The organism is Alloscardovia sp. HMSC034E08, assembly GCF_001813415.1.
GTDB lineage: Bacteria > Actinomycetota > Actinomycetes > Actinomycetales > Bifidobacteriaceae > Alloscardovia > Alloscardovia omnicolens.
In genome coordinates, this window is the sequence record NZ_KV812456.1 from 1 (window position 1) to 17,605 (window position 17,605).

A 17,605-nucleotide genomic window follows, 5' to 3' on the forward strand; every position below is an offset into this window, starting at 1 on the left:
GCGGATGATAAGGGAATTAACCGTAACCACCCGTCACACCTCATAAAACAAGGTTTACAGGCAAATGGAGAATTTTCTTCCCCTATATCTTCCCCTATCTTACGGCGGTTAACCGGGGACTGACTGACTCCACAAACAAAAACCCCCCTCACATCACTCTAGGATAGAGCAATATGAGGGGGGAATAACCTTGAATTATTGGGAAAATTCCAATAATTCAATAGTCTCACTTACTTTTTGGTCGCGTCCACGATACGCTGTGTAGCTTCCTCGACACTCTCCGTAACTTCCTTACCCATAGCTGTCAAGAAATCGTTATGGCGTTGCCAAGCCTGCGAAATCAGCATGTTATAAATGTCGAAATTCACTTTGCCATGCGTTGTCAATCCCTGAGCATAACCAAGCGCTTCAATATCAGTGAGAGCACGTGCTCCTGTCACCTCACCAAGCAAAGCATACGCAGTAGAACCCCAAGGTGTCGTCGTCTCGACCATGAACATGTTATTATCCTTCCAATTATTTGTATCTGCCGAGGCAGCATTAGTTGATATTGTTGAGGTACTATCCTGTACCAGGTTTACGAAGTCTTGCCACGTGTAATTAAAACGCGCAAAATAAGGCAATGGGTCGGTATGATCTGAGCCTCCCCAACGCTGAGACGCGTCATTATGCGTGATGAGCCTGTCTGTGCTCCACCCATGAGCTGTTAAGCGTTCACGTACCACTTGCGCGGCAATCCGAATACCTTTCACGAAATCGTCTGCGTTGGTGGCTTCGCAAATCTCCAAACCCTCCACATAACCATTACCGTTACCCACCTGGTAGCAGAGACGATCGTAAAGGACGGTGTGGTAGGCTTCCGTCCAGTCGGATACGAGGTGTACGGCATACTCATAGTCGCGGCTCCACAGGCTTACATGGTTAGCCGCAGTCGCTCCCGGATTCGCGGTGGAATGGACACAAAAAAAGGAGGCTGATAAGCCTCCATGCCCATTATTAACAATTCTCTCCTGAATAATACTCATACACTATTCTTCCTCTCCTGTAGTTACGCTTGCCACATGCTTACCCTCACGAGTGATAGATGGTACAACACTTGCGGGGGTTAACGTGTCGGTCGCACCCATGCTCGCAATACTGGTAAGCACACTAATCAGTGCTGCCATAGCAGTCACTGACAACACGTTCACCCAATCCACCGTAAGCAAACCAACAGCACCCGTACCGAGCACGCCGATAGCAGCCTGTGCTGCCGTCTTAATAGCACGCTCGATAGTGTCATACATAAACTCGCTGTGAAATGATTCTTCATAACTTTTCTCCTAAACTATTCTTTGGTTGATAATGCTTGCATATACGCGTTGAGCGTGTCTTTATCCTTTTCCACGCTCAACCCCTCCCTCTCTGCTGTCCGTTCGATAGCAGCCCTAATCTCATCAGGAAGTTTCGGCTTCGGATGTTCGTCCATCCACGACTCATCAAGAACCCCACATAAGCCGCCAAGCCAATGCCCAATCGCACGCACGTACGCGGTCTTCACATTGTCGCTCTGTTCCAACTCATAAAGCTTAGATTCTACGTGTCTGCGCTGGCGTTGTTCAGCTGATACTAAATGGCTCAACTCGCCCACACGTTTGTCCGTTTCTGCGAGCTGTTTACGCAGCTCACCTTCTAACTCTGCTTGTATTTTTTCGGCAGACGCAGCATTGTTCGCTTGTGTGGCTCGCGCAGTACTGTAGGCGACCGCGAATGAGACAATTCCGGTAATCAATGCGACGATGATATTGTCGAGCGCAATAGGCGCTAAGGGAAACACCATATAATACACCTCCTAAAATTTTTATATGGGACAGTCTGGGACACTTTGGGACGAATGGGACAAAACACGGATAAAAACTTGGACAAATGGGATAAATTCTTAGACACAAGAAGCGTAACCTCGATTATCGGGTGAGTAATGCTATGCCGGTACACGTGAAGGTTATAGCAGTTCCATACCTTGGTGAGGTTATCACGCTCACGCGCGTAGACAATATGGTTTTAGCGAACGGTAATATGAAATTTACGCAGAGCGGGCAGCAGAATTATTCCACAGCTAATGAGACTATTCCTGCAGGATATAGTCCTACAAACGTGAATACGCCGATTGTTTGCGGTAGCGTGAACTTTAGCTTGCTTGTATACGCGGTTTAATTCGGCATAGGATCATGCGTAATCCACGATGCGCCGATATGTACCCATCCGTAAGCATTTCCGAGCAAGGTTATCGTTCCGTCCGTCTTGATAAGCATATCCATTTTTTGATTGCCACCCCACGAAACGGACATAGGGGCGGTCGGTCGATAGCCTGCAGGGATAGCCTCATTCACTTTGAGATTACCAGCATTCTGAATGCTATCGCACGTACCTTGCCCGCCCAAGGTTACAATATTACCTTCGCGGGTAAGCGTATACGCGCCGCCAGTCTGATACGGCAAACGCACAGTAGTACTTTTCGTTGCCTGTAGGCTAGTTACCTGAGATTCCACATTATGTAAAGACGACAGTTTCTCTGCTGTAATTTGTACTGTAGGAGTCAAACCGTCCAACGTTACTCGAGCAATAGGTTTACGTGAATTCGTTGTAGACTCTACATTCCACGCAGGAGACGACAACGACGGTTCTACAGGTGTACCAGTAGTAGCACGCCCCTTCAACACGTCAAACTTCACCGTCTCAATGCCATCACTGTCCGCCTGATAGTGAGCGCAAATCAAATCAATACGCTTGAAACCCGTTTGACCATTATCGATAGTTACTGGTTCTGCTGCAGGAACCCTAATCGGACGTCCATCGATAAAGAAGTATCCTGCAGGAATTTGAATAGTATTCGCATCCTGCACAACCGCCTGTGGATAGTTCCCATTATTGTCTGGTGCCTGGAATGTGCCTGCACCGACAATGCTAGATAGCGTGAGCGCGAAGTCTACGCCGCTCACATGCTTACTATTAGAATGTCCTACGATGAGTTCAGCCATCATAACTCCTTAAAATACTCTTATTTACCTGCAGTTGGATCCATCGACTCATACTTAGCAGCTCTATCAGCAGCCGCCTTATTAGCTTCAGTTTCCTTATTGTTAGAAGCACCCCACGCGAGCCACTTATCAAACAAGTAGTCACGTCGAGACTGCTGAGTCAACCACTGCTGATAACACCTATTATCCAAAGTCAACTCAGCCTGCGTACCATTCTGACGTAAATAATGCACGACAGTATAATCACTCACCGCACTATCCTTATCCTTCAGGTACGCGCTAGCGTTGCACCTATCGCACGTGTACAAGGTGTAGCCTGTTTCTTTAGCCAAAATAGCCTCCCATTTTTAGTAGTTTGTTACTGTGATTTTCGACGTCAACGTATAATCAACGGATAAAACCCCGTCGTCGATAGTGACGACCTTCTTGCCCACAGGATTCGTCAAGCTCAAGCCTGTAACAGGCGAGTATGCGGAGACGATATCCCCGACGTAGAGATCGTCTGTGGGGTCGTTGAGTGTGAGTTCAGCTTTACTCTCATTCTGATACTCGAGCAATTTCTTACGAGTATCATCAGCAAGCTTCGCATTATCCTCACTCGAATAATCGTAAATTTCCTCAACTTCATCCACGCCAGTCAAAGTCTGAGACTGGGAAACGTTGCCTTGCCTGTCCGCGTACCAGTGGCTTGTTGCACGGTTCCTCAGTTCGCCCTGCCCTAAGCCGATAAGGTGATTGACGGGACGATAGACTCGTGTTGCTTTTAAATCGACTTGCTCGGATGCTCGAGTTAGCTTATTCTGCCTGCGAGCTGATAAAACAAGCTTATTTTTACTTAAATCCCAGTACACGACGACTGTCATCTGATATGCGTTGAAAAGGCTTCTCAGCCCGCTGTAGAGGCTGACGTAACGGTTAAACTGATAGCTCACCGTTACGCTTACAAGCTCACTGTCAGCCTCGATGAGCGTGGACAAGTGACATCGAGCAACCAAATCAGCAAGCACAGTAGACAATGAGCCTTGCACTCTCAAATAATCCTGCCCCGCAGTTGGTTCAAGAATTTTCCGCTCGAGCACACCCTGCCAGGAACGCCCCTGGAACGTAATACTCCCATTATCATCCTCGATAGTGTCAATAATCCCACCATATTCCGAGTCGGGAATCATCCACATACACCCATTGCTAATACGCACATCAGAGGGCAGTTCGTCCGTATATGAAAGTTCGAAGTTGTTCTCCTCGACCCCGTATGCGAGGTCGAGTGAATAGTGCTGTAGTATAGCTATCGTGTATCCGTCAGAGTTGAGGATATGGAGTTTTAAGCCCATGGAGCCCTGCCTCTCTCCTGCCACACAGTCACATTAAAGCTGAAAGCATTATTCCAGGAAACCACTCCACCATGAGGTGGAAGGCTCGCGAAAATATTCATCCCATCACTAAAATGCGCTTTCGAAATCACGCTTTCACGTGAACCATCCGTATGGACGAGCTGAATAAAACAGCGCAAACTATCGGCCTCTAATCGTTCACCAGCACCCACATTCACATCGACAGCGTATGTGTTGTCGGCGATAGTGATGCGCGGGTTAGATACTGGCCCGTAAACGACAAGATCGATACTCCTATCGATGTAAGAGTCGTTTTTGACAAAGCTGGAAATATCGCTGCGACTGAAATCGAACGGGAAATCGAATGGGAAATCTACACCTTCCCCGCGGATTTCATCCATGACATACTGATATTCAGTTTTCGCTCTCCATACTCCTTCAGCGACGAGCACAGTCAACTGGCATTCATTCACACCCTCTGACACTGTTTGCGCGCTGTCTTTGACGATGTAGACGATTGCCTGCCACTCCACGTCAGCATCGTCTACAGCAGTCAAGATTCCTGGCGTATTGTTGATGACATCCGCGTCGACTAAATCAAGAAAGCTATCAAGAGCTTGCCCCTTAATAGCTTTCACGTTAATCTGAGCTGTCTTAGACTTACGAACACGAGAGGGTAGGAACTTTCCTGCCTGCTTATATGTCCATTCGCCAGAACGCAGATTAGGCACTGTTTCCGCATACAAACCATCATCACCAGATAAGCTAATGACTTTATCTACGCTTCCTGCATGATACGTTAACCGTTTCACCTTTATCCTTCCTCTTTTAGAAGTTGCGTGCGAACTGACGCTTCGACACCGTCGGCACACTACTATTAATAATGTCAGGCAACTCATTCAACATCGATGCCTGCAAACCAATCAACGTATCCAACTTTTGAGACGTATCCACCAAATTAAACTGCTGCTGCAAGCCAGCTTGCAAATTCGCGCCAGTAACATCACCAAACAAGTCAGAATACTTATCAGCAGACAATTGAGGTATCTTCATCATCGAGTCCATCGCATCGAGCACAGAATCCGACTCCTGTTCAATACCTACAGCCATACCAAGCGGAATAAACTTACCGACTTGATCACGCATAACACGAGATGGAGAGTGGATACCGAAGAAGCTCTTGACCGCATCCAAAGCAGACGCACAGATCTTCTTAATCGCATCCAAGAGCGCGCTACCCATACTTTTTACACCGTTAATAAGACCGCTGATAACGTTTTTACCGACGCTAATCCAATCCGTACTTTTGACGGCGTTGAAGATTGCTACCACAATCTGAGCCATCGCAGAGACAATAAGAGGTAACGAATTGATTAAACCTGTCCCAAGCGTGAGGATAATCTCACCACCCGTGCTGAGTATTTGAGGCAGATTAGACTGTATATTACTCAACAAATTCGTGAAAATCACAGGCACCTGAGCAATAAGATTAGGCAACGCATTCATCAAGCCTTGAGCCAATCCAAGTAACAGCTGGAGACCGCTATTAATCATTTGAGGCAAATTAGCAATAAGCCCGCCCGCGAGCGCGACAACCATATTCAACGCTGCAGGGACAAGCGATGGAAGCTGATTAGCAAGCCCCGTAACGAGACTATTAATGATTTCTACGGCAGAATCAGTAATAATACCCGCGTTCTGCGTAATACCATCAAAAATAGTCTTTAACAGGTTGGAGCAAGTCATAATCCATGTTGGAATATTATTCGTCAGATTATTCACATTATCCGTCAGTAAAACAGGGAGCTTCGTGAAGAACTGTTGAATCATCTGCTCTAACTGACCGTTCATGGACTGGTCAATCATGCCTAAGCCAGCGATAAGCGCAGCAATAATACCGCCAACGCCAATCGCCATCATGATGCTCGAGGGGCTCAAGAACGAGCCAATAAGCGACGTTACGCCTTGAAGCTTCGGAGCGATAAGACCTCCCAGCCCACCGAACACATCACCCATACCCGCTGTTACAGTCTTCATATTCGACGTCAAAGAGGAAGCTATCTTACCGATAGTGCCCTTTTGGACGCTTTCAAAACCATTCTGCAAAGCGACCATAGCTTTACCGCCGATACGTTGGAAGCCTTGAAGCTTGTATGAGATTACTTCCCCTGCAGCAGCGAGACGACTGCCCACATTATCGGAAAGGAATGTACCTAAGCTTTTGACACTGTTTGCTACAGTGCCTTCTGCCTTCTTAAACGGGACATTAATCTTGGTTAGCCCTTCTCAATTTTCGTGAGAGAGGAAGCGAACGGGTCACCAGCCACTGTCGCGGCTTCACGCAAATCCTTATTAAAGAACGAGTAGAAGTTTTGGCGAACGGAATCGAATTTAGCTACAGAACCCTTATTCAATGCTTCGAGGGCGCTACTAATACCCGATTGAGCTTTACCAATCTTCGGGACAAGCTTAGTCGCGAACGCGCCAATCTTATCGCCTTGGGACAAGAGTGCGAATCCTGCTGTAGCTGTAGCAATGCTACGGGCAATATCCTGCAGATTAATAGACCCATCTTTCACGCCTTTATTGAATTTGTCGAGGATTTGGACGATCTTGTCAGCCCATTCCGTGAACTTAGCGCCAGTCACATTCGCAACAGGCGCGATAGCATCATTAAAATTATCAATCGTTGGAATGAGCGCATTGAAAATCTTCGTCAATCCAGTTAGCATTGGTGTTTCAAACTTCTCACCCAAGCGTGAAAGCGCTGCTTTCACATTCGCTATCGAACCCTTGAATGATTGTCCTGAGGAGAGTGCTGCGCCACCTAATCCTTCTTGCATAGCCGCCGCGAATTCAGCGAAACTCACCTTGCCTTTAGTGACCATGTCTTGAGCGTCGTCGGTGGTGGTGTGGAAGTGGTCTGCGAGCAGTTTGAGTACTGGTATGCCTGAGCTCATCAGCTGAAGCATATCATCACCCTTCAAACGCCCTTTCGCAGCGACCTGAGAGAAGATAAGCCCGATGTCGTTGAAGGAGCGTCCAGAAATCTGCGCTGTATCAGCAACAGTCTTCAACACGTTCGTTAACTCGTCACCCTGCTTCACACCGCCAGCAATCAGCGTTGCAGCAGTTGACGCAGCATCACCTAAACCGAAAGCTGTACCTTTCACGGACGTCATAGCACTGTTCATGATGCCTTTAACATCATCTGCAGAGTAACCGAGAGCTTTCAATTTGACTTGTGCTTGCTCGATGTTGAGTGCACGGTCGAAACCGCCTTTAGCGGCTAAACCAACTAAACCTGTCGCAACGGTTGTAATAGCCCCTAAACCGATTTTGCCGACCTTGCTAAACATTTTTCCACCGAAAGAGGTAGCTTTTGCGAACATGCCCTGAGCACGATTAGCACCGTTATCTAACTGTTCACCCAGCTTATTCGCAAAATCCTTACCAGTCGGAACAACGTTGATATAGTAAACGCCAATATCTTCTGCAGCCATAATTCACCACCTTAAAATCGTGTTAGTCAATGTCGCCGAGCAATTCTTTCAGCTTGCTGCGCTTCTGCCTATCCACAGGCTTCGAAATCCGAAGAGTAGACTCACTCGTCAACTTATCCTCCTGCAACCACGATTCCTTGCGAGCAATCTTAGAGAACGCCGAATTCAGCACATACACCGCTTGCTCAACCACGGTCGGATAGAACGTATACTTGGCTAAACTCTGCCAGCACCGTGAAGAATGGTCTTTCAAAATTTCCTTCGCCATAAGCCACAGCGCAGTCCAGTCGTAAAACGTGAATGAGAAAGGCTGACCCCACGTTTGAATGAAGTCAGCCTGTAAAGCTGGACGATACTTTTGCCATAAGAGCAGAAGCACTATGCTTTTGGGTCAAGCTTGCTACCTTCCACCCATGCGACGACAATACGTTCCAAATCCGCAAGCTTATCCCCACTCTTACGATCGATTTCAAGCACAAGTTGAGGATAGTCACGACGGAAATATGCGAGAAAAACACTCATCATGTCGAACTGTTGTTCCTGAGTAACACGCTGAGCTCCACCCGCGTATACGATACCGATTTGCACAATATCCAACGGTAGCCTGCCCGTATCAGCAAGGTTTGGTAAATCGATTTTCACATCACCGTACTGAATGTGCACGTCTTCGAGCGTATTATCTGACAAGCTTGATGGTTCAAGTTGAATAGGAGTACCCATAATAAAATCCTTAAAAGCTAAAAAATGTGAAGTGGGTGTGAGCATGTCTAGAAGTACTCACACCCGTTTTTCTGCTATATACTAGTGAGACTCTGAACTGCCAGCAGGAGCGGTTTCAGAAGAGGAAGCAGGGGCGACAGCCTTGCCGCCAACCAATCCGTAGAACACGAGGTCGAGCTTCTTATCAAGCCCCCTGTTGGAACGGAATGTGCGGAAAGTCATGCCCAAATTAAACAGTTCGCTGTTCTTCCAGTTGAACGATTCTATTTCTGATACTTGAATTTCTGGACAGTAGCAGACAATGAGCTTTCCATGCTGGTCTAACCCTGCGAGAACGAGCTTCTTGTGTGGTGCGGAAGCGTTCGCATCCACTTCTACCGTCCCATCATCCTTAACCTTTGTACTAAAGTACAGTTCAACAGTGTCTTTCTTGACTTCGAGAGCAGTCGTCTTAATCGTGAAGTATGCTCCATTCGTGTCCGAAAGAACAGTATCACCATTATGCCCCTTAATCTCAGTGGTATCACCTGACTCCTTGCCAACCTCGATACCGTCTTCACTGAAATAACCAAGAGCTTTCTTGCCCTCTGGTGGACGCCAGTTAGCACCAAGAATGCCAACATTCTCATCCAAATCAAAAAGGAAAATAGCTGCTTCCTTAAACAGCTTCACATTCTCCTTAATATTATCGTCGGAGACGAAACTGTAATCAGTCATAGTCTCTCATCCTTCCTAATAATTTTTCTTTTCGTTTAGTTTGCTACAACGTGGACTTGCATCACCGCATACAAGCAATCAGTCTTTAACGCGTCATCTCGCATGCGAGACGTACCAGTAAAAACTTGCGCACCCACAAGAGGATACGTTGTTGCATGTTTCATGATGCTTCGTTGAACGTCGCTCATGAGCTTGTATGCTCCGTCAAGGTCAAGCACTTTTAGCTTCGGGTCTTGCTTGTAGACAGTGAGTCGAACATTCGCCTTCTGCGTAATGTCAGTTGCCTTCTGCAGGTAATCGACGAGTATGAGCACACAATCCTCACCTGTCTCAGGAGCTCGCGTAGCGAATTTCACATCAGGTAACTCACGACGAAGCCACTCTAGTAAGTAAGGTTCGACACGTTCAGCAATTGTAGGAATCATATGCGTATACCTCCTACAGTGCCTGTAACTGTACCGTGCTTGAGCTCATGCCCTGGAAAATCACTAACGCCTACGCGCCAGCGTTTGGAGTCATCGTAACGCTTGACTTTCACACTCGGTGCTTTCTTCGCCATCTCTGCAGCTTTCTGCACGGCGCTCGCCATCTGCTGATTCTTGTAAATCATAGTTCGCATTGCGCCAGGATACAGTTTGAGCTTGCCTTTCAGTCGCATCAGCTACCCCTTAACTGAGGCATATCAGCCGTGCGTTCTACCCGCATGACGATACCGATGATGCGAGCACCGTCACGACTCCACACCTGCGGAGGAGATACGACAGTAAACTGTTTACTACGTATCTCAACCACATCATCCAACTCGATTTTAAAGCTCGTATCGCGCGTATAGACAGTGAATGCTTCAACGACTGTTTCACGTGCAACATCAGCTGATGCTGTGTTGTCTGGAGCGCAGAGAGCATAGAAAAAGCCCCCCTCCTGTGGAGGCAGGCTCACCCTATTCCCATCAGAATCCACACTCACACCAATCGATTTCAAGAGGATAACTTTCTCCACGATTATCCTCCTAAACTCACCGTAAATACGCGATTATCGCCCACTGTGAGGCTTTGCTTCTCACTGGACGTAAAATACAAGTCTCCATCTGGATTCGCGAACGTGTACGAGTCAGCGAATGAACCAGTCGTTTGACTCATCTGCTTAACACCCTCATAGTCCGTTTGCACGGTCATAGCACGCTTAACCATCGCACACACGATACGCCGTAACGTCCCTTCAGACACTGTCGTAATAGCGGTTGGATAGTCTGTGCGTATCTTGTCAGAAGCGTCCTCAAGCAGAACTTGAGCACGCTTTTTCTCCGACTCAGTCAACGCATGCCATCGAATCTCCAAATCAGTGGTTGTAGCAAACGATTCTCCGCCTGCCATAACTACTCACCTTCAGTCTCAGAAGTCTCAGGAGTTTCTGGAGTATTACTGTCGTGTTTAACGACGGTTTGTTCACCAGTATCAATATTGCGCACAACATGAAATTCGACATCATCTTGATTGATAATGTCGAATTCCTCGATACGTGCTTTCACGGTTTTACTAGCCATTAACAACGCCCTTCAAACGTGCAGCGGCCTTACCACCGAACACAGCGAGACCTGTATAGAACTCGATACGAGTACGATAAACAGGCTTCTCCTGTAAGAGCCCAAGATCGTCAACCATGACACCACCGTTAGTCAAACCTGTAACACCTGTATCTCCTTCACCCTGTCCGTAGCGGACAGCGTAAATAGAAGACGTATTAGACGCAGACCCTTGAGTCTCAGTCAATGGAAGGACTGGTGTGCCGTCGGTCTTATTGCCTGCATCGAGGATTGGGATACCGTTCCACATTGGGGCACGCTTGCCAGCAATATCCTCACCGATGATAAGGTCGGCGCTGATATGACGCGCGGCTGAACGGATCTTATTTACGATAGCCGTGTTCGCGTAGATAGCACCGTTGGTGCCGTCGATGCCGTTGACGGATGCGAGGAGCTCATCGAGCTTGTCCAAGAACTTATGAATATCCGCATTAGAAGAACCAAGCACTGGAAGACCATTAGTGTCAGCGTCCAGCACCTGTGCGCCTGTAAGACGCTTCTTGAGACCATCGAAGCCCTTTGGATTTGTGGAAATGTCTCCGTTGAAGAATGCGTCCTGGAATGCGAAGGATAATGCCTTCGTCTTCAACGCTGTCTGAACCGCACGCTGGTCGTTCACGTTAGAGCGAGTCTGCTCGATGAAACGGTCAGTATCAGCATCCCCACCGAGAATATACAAGTTCTCAGTAGTCTGATTAATCACACCTGTAGACTCAGCGTATGCTTCGTTAACGTTACGGAATGCGACACCAGGCAATGTCGCTTCGCTATTGTAGGCGAAGGAGTTACCCTGCATTTCAATGAATGGGAGACGATCCAAAATTGGAGAAGTCTGGATGAAAGTCTCGATAACCCCAGCCTGAAGCTGGTCTGTGGATAGCTTCGCAGCCTCCTGTAATGTTACAGCCATAACTATAAACCTTTCATACTAGTTGTTACATAATCACTTATTTCTTTGACTGACTATATGCAGCACTCATGCGCTGTTGAGGAGTCAATTTCTCATCATCACCATGAGGTGCCCGCCTTCCTGCAGGAGGAAGTTGAGAGTCAGTCTTTTTCAGGAATTCCGCTAATTTCGTCGCATTCGCCGTAAACTCATCACCATCACCAGAAATAAGGCTGAGAGCTTCTGCAGATACTCCCAGTTCCTTCGCAGTCTTACTGACAAGCTGAGTATGAGCTTCTTGCTTTTTCAACGCATCACGCTCCGCTTCAAGCTTGTCAAGCTTGCTACTGAGCTCTTCAAGCTTGGATTTTTCAGCTGATTCGCCATTGTCGAATTTTTGGGCTTTCGCCTTCAACTCCTCGTAATCAGCGTATTTCGCTTCAATCTGGGCAACTCGCTTAGCAAGAGCACGACTAAAGTCTTTTGACTGGTCACGAGCAGAATCATCAGAACCTTCATCTTCAGAAGTTGAAGATTCACTTTCAGTATTCTGTGAAGATTCAGACGAACCTGAACCACCTTCAAGCGAGGCTGGGTTAGTGATGAATTGGACATACCATGGAATACGCTTCATAACGTAAACTCCTTAATTATTTGTTGTATCGCACGGTTAATAACGCAGCGTGCGGAGTCTGCGAAAGTGCCTCCTACAAGACTCGAACTTGCAACCCAATGATTAAAAGTCATCTGCTCTACCAATTGAGCTAAAGAAGCGAATGTGATAACATGTAATTAACGCGGGATCCTCGCCGACCAGCTTTCAAGACTGGAACATAAGAACGAGGGTTATCCCGCGTTTTTCTATTGAAACTTTATCTGTTGAAAACCATTAAAATCCCAAATCCACAATTCTTTTATATTGCCTTGTGGATGTCGTTTATTATATTGTGAAAGCTGATAAATAAGCTTATCAGGAAGCTTAGCATCACCATAATCAATAATAAAAGTATCTTTAACTACACCATGATTCTTAGCTCTTTCAACAGCGTCAGAAATTCTTAAAGCAGTAGATTTATACTTTAAAGTCTTCACCGATTTGAGTTCAGCTAATGTTTCACCATTCGGGTGAGTGATCCATCGAAAATCATTTGTAGCATCCCCACTATCAGATTTAGGAATCCATTCAAACTGTTGTCCAATCTCTTTAAATTTTTCAAGAAAGACAGTTTCGTGATAATAAAGACGATCTACATCCACAGGCACCCCCGCAAGAATTTGACGTTTTTGCCACGATTTAAATGAACCTTTCGACTCTTTTCTCATGCTCAATACATCTTTTGATTCATTCCAGAGTCTCTCATGGATAGCTTGATTCTGAGTTCCATCTTTAAGCTTTGTAGGATTCTGCTTACGCATTGTTTTCAAGCGTTCACGATAATCTTTCGACTTCGTAGCTTTTACCGCTTTATCCCACATTTTCGCATACTGTTCAGGATGATAATCCTGAACAGGCATACTATGCCCATTCCATTCAGGAACTATCTGACAATCACAACGAGAATGATACGAGTTCTCCAACCCAGCAGATTCCGCTGACCGATATTCAAAACCACGCCCAGCGAGCATCGCACAAAAAGCACATGTTTCAAAACCAGTTGGTACTCGTGCCCAGCGAGGTTGAGCAGGGTCAATACGCATATTCCTATCAGTAGTTAAACGGTCAGAAGCACGCATCAAATCCGCGAGAGATGCCTGTAAATCATCAATATTATTCCACGGAAGCTTACCCCACAAATCCTCCATACTCATACCCGCACGAGACTGACCAGCCTTCACCTGACCATAAGTCAATCCCATAAAATCAGTGTCATTGAAGCCTCCCATGACTTGCCAGAGGGCACGGTCAGGGTCAAGAAGTTCCGTTACAGGCATGTCATCCAGATTTTCACCAGCTTCAATCATCAGCTGGCGAAGAGTATTGTAATAGGAGTTTGCTTCCTGCGACGCGAGACGAATATTATCCTCGATAACATATCGAAGATCATCAATCGACCAACCCCTATCAAAAGCTGATTCAATCTCCCACGTCGCATCCTCAATAATACTATCGAGAACCTCCTGATGCTTACTTAATGCTTTATTCAGTAGTTTCTCGAACTCCATTTCCGACATCGCCATCAGAGCCTCCATTCACAGAATCAAGCTGAGAATACAACTGGTCAAGCCTCTCCTGCGCACGCTTCACCTGCTGATACGCACGCAAACTCTTACGCTGGTCATCCGTTAAATCGAGCATGTCATAGACCACTTCACTGTCTGCAGGAAGAATACCAGCAGACACGAGTTTCGTAGTAGCATCCGCAGCCGCCGCACGCGACGGGGTCGCAGGATTACGCCACTGCAACACCAGCTCAGGCGCATCAGCACCAAGCGCCTTCTTCAAAATATTCAACCACGCAAAACCAAAAGAAGCCTGACATGATTCTGCAAGCAAGCACAGCTCCTTCTGAGCCTTATCGATAGCCTCCGCCGAACTAGGATTGTCTGTCAAGACTCCTAATTCGTCAGGCGGAAGGGACGTTGCTGCAGCGAACAGTGAAGCCGTATTGCGTAGCTGGTCGATATGCGGTTGGAAGGATGACTGTTGGAATTGTCCTACCTCGATACGATCCCCCGTTTTCGGATTATCAGGAATCACGAGAACAGAGTCAAGGAGTATCTTCCACTTCGGGATACTATTACCCTGAGCATCCGTAAACATACTCTTATCTGCCCCCAGCAAATACCTCGAACCGACAGAATATAAGTCAGCTTGAAGCTCCGAACGAAGAAACGTACGCACAGCAGAATCCGTATAACTCATAACCGCGCGAGTAATACGACTACGGCCGAAAGGACGCCTGTCATCAGGACGATACGCCAACAATTCACACGGAATACGCCCTGTATTCGCCTGGTCAGAAACCACTTCCCACCCACGATTAGCACGCTCGATGACAAGCGTATGCTCATACGTCATCATATAAATAACAGAAGCGGTCTCTTTATCATCATCAGCAACCTCAACAAGCAACGCAGCTTCCAAACCATGCCTACGTGCATCCCAGACGCCTGATGCATGATCCGCCGTAAACACTTCAATAATCGTAGACGGTTCACCAATAGTCGTATCACCTGCGAGCGCGGCAATGAATGCACACGAGTTAACCAACGCTGATTTATGAGCTTGTGCTGCAGACTCGAACAACGCATTATCCTGAATAAGCTGATACACATTATCGGGAAGGCTTTTGCTTCCGTCTGCGGTGCGGATACCGTCCATGATGATGCGGTTTGCGAGCACGTCTACTGCTTTTTCTGGCCACCCCACAACAATATCAATATCGCTCGCGACATGAGGCAGACTGTATCCGATATCGTGGAGCTCATTTTTACCGTCATAATATGCGTTACGTAGATTGTTGCGACGGCGCTTGTCCATTAAGCGCTTCTTTAACGTGCGGTACAAGGTGAGGTCGTCTAAGCTCATACCTTGAACCATCTGAGGTAATGTAAACATAAGAACCTCCCCTATTTTTTACCAGATGAATTCGTGCACGCCAGGGCGACGTTTAGACGTGTATGCTCCTTGCATTGCATACGTGCATGCGACAAGCGGGCTAATGTCCACGTCTGCGCCTGTCTTATTCCAACCAAAAAGACCACTCTTCCCGAGTGGCCTTTTAACAACATTTCGTACGGCGACAGCTAGCGACTGTTGCATACCATCAGGCAAATGCGACAACTTTCCTGTCGCGAGCAAGTCTTGGAAACGCCCTGTCGCTTGCCCCACATCTTTCGTCTGCAAAACCGTGACTCTAATACCTGCTTTGCGTAGGTCATCGACGAGTGTCATTGCGGGACTTTGCGAATCAATGACAACGCTAGCGGTGTCGTCCCATCGTTCCGCAAGCCAATCGACAGCCCACTGCAATCCCTCTTCGGCAACATTACGCTGGTCAACCATTTCAATATGACAAGTCCCATCCTCATATTTCATACACGCACCAATCGTGAGAACGCTACGGTCAGGAGTCATATCCAACGCATACGACTTAAAACCACCATCTACACGTTTCTGGACTGTAGCTTTATCCCATTGAGACAAATTAATCGCAGTATGCGCTACGGTTTCATCCCAAATACCGAGAGCCTCACGACGGAAGCTGTCATCAGAAAACTTATTACGCATGCGAAGAATACTGCTCTCCGATGTACGCGTCGGGTATGACGGGTTCGCTTTCTTCCACTGGTCACGATCGTCCAAATCCGCATTACGGTCAGCACTAAACTCAACATACAAGCAGTTATTATCTAAGCCCTTAATCGCGTTATACCGCATCGACTCGAACGCTTCACCATCATCAGACGGGCGAGGAGGAGTACCCATAAACATAATCAACGGATTCTTCGCAGTATTCGTCGTAGGAATCATTGTCGCGAGCGCATTCTCAGACAACCGCTGACATTCGTCAAAAATCACGCAACTAATATTCTTCATACCAAGACCAAAGCCGCTTTCACGAGCACCGAACATAATACGAGAACCGTTATTAAACTCGATTTCCTGCTTACCGTTCCCCTCACGAACTTTTTTAAGCAGACTACTGAAGCCTTGCTGTCGGACGATATTTTTCATATCCAAAAAAGTTTCATCCGCCGTACGACTGTGATGCGCTGTCCAAATCGTTTGAATTTTCGGAGTCAATGCACAGTACATTAAGATCGCAGTACCAATCGTGAAAGTCTTACCCACCTGACGAGGAATGCTAATAATTGCGCCACTAATACCACAGGCGTATTCGCCGTTTTCACGTTTTCCAAAAAGTGCCATGAGCAGCCCTCGCTGCCAACCATCATAATGCACACCAATACGATTCAAATATCGCTCATATTTTGGGAAATCAGAACTCACAATACCTTCGGGTAGAATGACATGTCGTGCAATTTCAGATAAGCGAGGAGTCGAAGGAACCACTGTCATACACATCCTCCGTTTCACTCAAGTTAAATGGGTCATCATTAGATTGCTCGACAAGATTATTAAGCTTTTCTGTCATATTAATCAGTTCTCGACTGATTGCTGCGAGCGCGCTCGCTGGCGTATCAGGACTAATCAAGGCCTTATGAAGCACGTCACGAGTAAACCGTAGTTCATCTTCTAGTGAGTCGTCGAACATACGGTCAAATAATTGCTTCGTTAAATCCTTATTGCTAATCGTTGTTTTTACTTTTTTCGAGGGAAGATTGATAACGACTGGTTGTACGTCTTCTTGCACGGTGTTTTCGGTTTTTTCTCCGCGCTTCTTTTTACGATTTAGCATCCACACGACACTTTGCAGAGCAATACTGTGGTTTACGCCCATGCCCAGTACTTTTGAAGAATCTACCGCAGTTTTTACATTGCATAAATCCTCCAAATCCTTATATTTTCTAGTGTTACGATTGGGGTGTTACGATAACAAGCTTGCTGGGGAGAGATTAGCCCTATGCCCGAGGAGGCTACGACCCCTATGGGGAGGTATCCTCCCCTCACTGTTTGTTTCGCTACCATTGGCTTGTTACGTTTTGTTTCATATCTAGCGCGGGCGGGCATATGTGCAGCTGTGTTCTCGCCCAATTGACGGTGTGGTTGCTTCTAAGTCTGTTGCATGCTCGATGCGCGAGCCTCACGTTCGCCCAGTCGTAAGGTGAGCCGCCTCTGCTGACTGGTATGAGTTCGTCGACTTCTGGAGCTCCAGGCAGCACTGTTCCTGCCAGACTTTTGTCTACGGGTTTGCCGCAGATGTGGCAGGTGTCGTAGGCGG

Annotated in this window: 25 protein-coding genes and 1 tRNA gene; 1 reads left to right on the top strand and 25 read right to left on the bottom strand. The window is 47.0% G+C overall.

The genetic code is table 11. The annotated features are described in order from the left end of the window. Positions 1-230: 230 nt before the first annotated feature. The 3 genes from HMPREF2909_RS00055 to HMPREF2909_RS00065 are packed head-to-tail and all read right to left on the bottom strand — an operon-like array spanning position 231 to position 1,819. A complete protein-coding gene (locus HMPREF2909_RS00055) occupies positions 231-1,025 on the bottom strand; it encodes a peptidoglycan recognition protein family protein (RefSeq protein WP_071414752.1) in 795 nt (264 codons plus the stop codon). Positions 1,026-1,028: 3 nt separating this feature from the next. Continuing rightward, a complete protein-coding gene (locus HMPREF2909_RS00060) occupies positions 1,029-1,286 on the bottom strand; it encodes a holin (RefSeq protein WP_071414753.1) in 258 nt (85 codons plus the stop codon). Positions 1,287-1,327: 41 nt separating this feature from the next. Next, positions 1,328-1,819, bottom strand: a complete 492-nt coding sequence (locus HMPREF2909_RS00065) for a hypothetical protein (protein WP_071414754.1) — start codon at positions 1,817-1,819, stop codon at positions 1,328-1,330. Positions 1,820-1,962: 143 nt separating this feature from the next. Between HMPREF2909_RS00065 and HMPREF2909_RS00070 the strand changes: the two genes are divergently transcribed. Next, positions 1,963-2,193: a hypothetical protein gene (locus tag HMPREF2909_RS00070; protein WP_071414755.1), complete on the top strand. Its 231-nt coding sequence runs from the start codon at positions 1,963-1,965 to the stop codon at positions 2,191-2,193. Here HMPREF2909_RS00070 and HMPREF2909_RS00075 read toward each other — a convergent pair. The 22 genes from HMPREF2909_RS00075 to HMPREF2909_RS08710 all read right to left on the bottom strand — a co-directional run bounded on the left by HMPREF2909_RS00075 (position 2,190) and on the right by HMPREF2909_RS08710 (position 17,585). After that, positions 2,190-3,020, bottom strand: coding sequence for a hypothetical protein (locus HMPREF2909_RS00075; protein WP_148130744.1), 831 nt, complete (start codon positions 3,018-3,020; stop codon positions 2,190-2,192). The genes HMPREF2909_RS00070 and HMPREF2909_RS00075 overlap by 4 nt on opposite strands. Before the next feature lie 17 nt (positions 3,021-3,037). Beyond that, the gene (locus HMPREF2909_RS00080) at positions 3,038-3,268 is read right to left on the bottom strand and encodes a hypothetical protein (RefSeq protein WP_071414757.1); all 231 of its coding nucleotides are present in this window, start codon (positions 3,266-3,268) and stop codon (positions 3,038-3,040) included. Positions 3,269-3,364: 96 nt separating this feature from the next. Then, on the bottom strand, positions 3,365-4,348 hold the full coding sequence (locus HMPREF2909_RS00085; protein WP_071414758.1) for a Gp37-like protein: 984 nt from the start codon (positions 4,346-4,348) through the stop codon (positions 3,365-3,367). Next, a complete protein-coding gene (locus HMPREF2909_RS00090) occupies positions 4,339-5,160 on the bottom strand; it encodes a hypothetical protein (protein WP_071414759.1) in 822 nt (273 codons plus the stop codon). Before HMPREF2909_RS00090 ends, HMPREF2909_RS00085 begins: the two co-directional genes overlap by 10 nt. Positions 5,161-5,176: 16 nt before the next feature. Further along, positions 5,177-6,541, bottom strand: a complete 1,365-nt coding sequence (locus tag HMPREF2909_RS00095) for a phage tail protein (protein WP_071414760.1) — start codon at positions 6,539-6,541, stop codon at positions 5,177-5,179. An 83-nt stretch (positions 6,542-6,624) separates the two neighbouring features. Next, complete coding sequence (locus HMPREF2909_RS00100) at positions 6,625-7,851, bottom strand: tape measure protein (protein WP_071414761.1); 1,227 nt, start codon at positions 7,849-7,851, stop codon at positions 6,625-6,627. A 22-nt stretch (positions 7,852-7,873) separates the two neighbouring features. Continuing rightward, entirely contained in the window at positions 7,874-8,230 is a 357-nt protein-coding gene (locus HMPREF2909_RS00105) for a hypothetical protein (protein ID WP_071414762.1), read from the bottom strand. Then, complete coding sequence (locus HMPREF2909_RS00110) at positions 8,230-8,571, bottom strand: hypothetical protein (RefSeq protein WP_071414763.1); 342 nt, start codon at positions 8,569-8,571, stop codon at positions 8,230-8,232. The genes HMPREF2909_RS00105 and HMPREF2909_RS00110 overlap by 1 nt, the downstream gene beginning before the upstream one ends. An 81-nt stretch (positions 8,572-8,652) precedes the next feature. Then, positions 8,653-9,288, bottom strand: a complete 636-nt coding sequence (locus tag HMPREF2909_RS00115; RefSeq protein WP_071414764.1) for a phage tail tube protein — start codon at positions 9,286-9,288, stop codon at positions 8,653-8,655. A gap of 35 nt (positions 9,289-9,323) precedes the next feature. Continuing rightward, positions 9,324-9,713 (bottom strand): hypothetical protein, encoded by a 390-nt coding sequence (locus HMPREF2909_RS00120; RefSeq protein ID WP_071414765.1) that lies wholly within the window; start codon positions 9,711-9,713, stop codon positions 9,324-9,326. Beyond that, positions 9,710-9,946: a hypothetical protein gene (locus HMPREF2909_RS00125; protein ID WP_071414766.1), complete on the bottom strand. Its 237-nt coding sequence runs from the start codon at positions 9,944-9,946 to the stop codon at positions 9,710-9,712. The genes HMPREF2909_RS00120 and HMPREF2909_RS00125 overlap by 4 nt, the downstream gene beginning before the upstream one ends. Further along, on the bottom strand, positions 9,946-10,287 hold the full coding sequence (locus HMPREF2909_RS00130; RefSeq protein WP_071414767.1) for a hypothetical protein: 342 nt from the start codon (positions 10,285-10,287) through the stop codon (positions 9,946-9,948). Before HMPREF2909_RS00130 ends, HMPREF2909_RS00125 begins: the two co-directional genes overlap by 1 nt. Before the next feature lie 2 nt (positions 10,288-10,289). Continuing rightward, entirely contained in the window at positions 10,290-10,661 is a 372-nt protein-coding gene (locus HMPREF2909_RS00135) for a Gp19/Gp15/Gp42 family protein (protein WP_071414768.1), read from the bottom strand. A gap of 2 nt (positions 10,662-10,663) precedes the next feature. Then, positions 10,664-10,831 (bottom strand): hypothetical protein, encoded by a 168-nt coding sequence (locus HMPREF2909_RS09105; RefSeq protein WP_168165246.1) that lies wholly within the window; start codon positions 10,829-10,831, stop codon positions 10,664-10,666. Continuing rightward, complete coding sequence (locus tag HMPREF2909_RS00140; RefSeq protein ID WP_071414769.1) at positions 10,824-11,780, bottom strand: major capsid protein; 957 nt, start codon at positions 11,778-11,780, stop codon at positions 10,824-10,826. The genes HMPREF2909_RS09105 and HMPREF2909_RS00140 overlap by 8 nt, the downstream gene beginning before the upstream one ends. Positions 11,781-11,817: 37 nt before the next feature. Continuing rightward, positions 11,818-12,393 (bottom strand): hypothetical protein, encoded by a 576-nt coding sequence (locus HMPREF2909_RS00145; RefSeq protein WP_071414770.1) that lies wholly within the window; start codon positions 12,391-12,393, stop codon positions 11,818-11,820. A gap of 67 nt (positions 12,394-12,460) precedes the next feature. Then, positions 12,461-12,533 (bottom strand) — tRNA-Lys (locus HMPREF2909_RS00150). 87 nt (positions 12,534-12,620) lie between these two features. Further along, positions 12,621-13,937, bottom strand: a complete 1,317-nt coding sequence (locus HMPREF2909_RS00155; RefSeq protein WP_246815485.1) for a VG15 protein — start codon at positions 13,935-13,937, stop codon at positions 12,621-12,623. Then, positions 13,897-15,318 carry a phage portal protein gene (locus tag HMPREF2909_RS00160; RefSeq protein WP_084797165.1) on the bottom strand — a complete coding sequence of 474 codons (1,422 nt, stop codon included), beginning with the start codon at positions 15,316-15,318 and terminating at the stop codon, positions 13,897-13,899. Before HMPREF2909_RS00160 ends, HMPREF2909_RS00155 begins: the two co-directional genes overlap by 41 nt. Before the next feature lie 18 nt (positions 15,319-15,336). After that, on the bottom strand, positions 15,337-16,782 hold the full coding sequence (locus tag HMPREF2909_RS00165; protein ID WP_071414771.1) for a phage terminase large subunit: 1,446 nt from the start codon (positions 16,780-16,782) through the stop codon (positions 15,337-15,339). Beyond that, positions 16,748-17,122 carry a hypothetical protein gene (locus HMPREF2909_RS00170; protein ID WP_246815486.1) on the bottom strand — a complete coding sequence of 125 codons (375 nt, stop codon included), beginning with the start codon at positions 17,120-17,122 and terminating at the stop codon, positions 16,748-16,750. The genes HMPREF2909_RS00165 and HMPREF2909_RS00170 overlap by 35 nt, the downstream gene beginning before the upstream one ends. A gap of 223 nt (positions 17,123-17,345) precedes the next feature. Next, positions 17,346-17,585, bottom strand: a complete 240-nt coding sequence (locus tag HMPREF2909_RS08710) for an HNH endonuclease (RefSeq protein WP_256375671.1) — start codon at positions 17,583-17,585, stop codon at positions 17,346-17,348. Positions 17,586-17,605 lie beyond the last annotated feature (20 nt).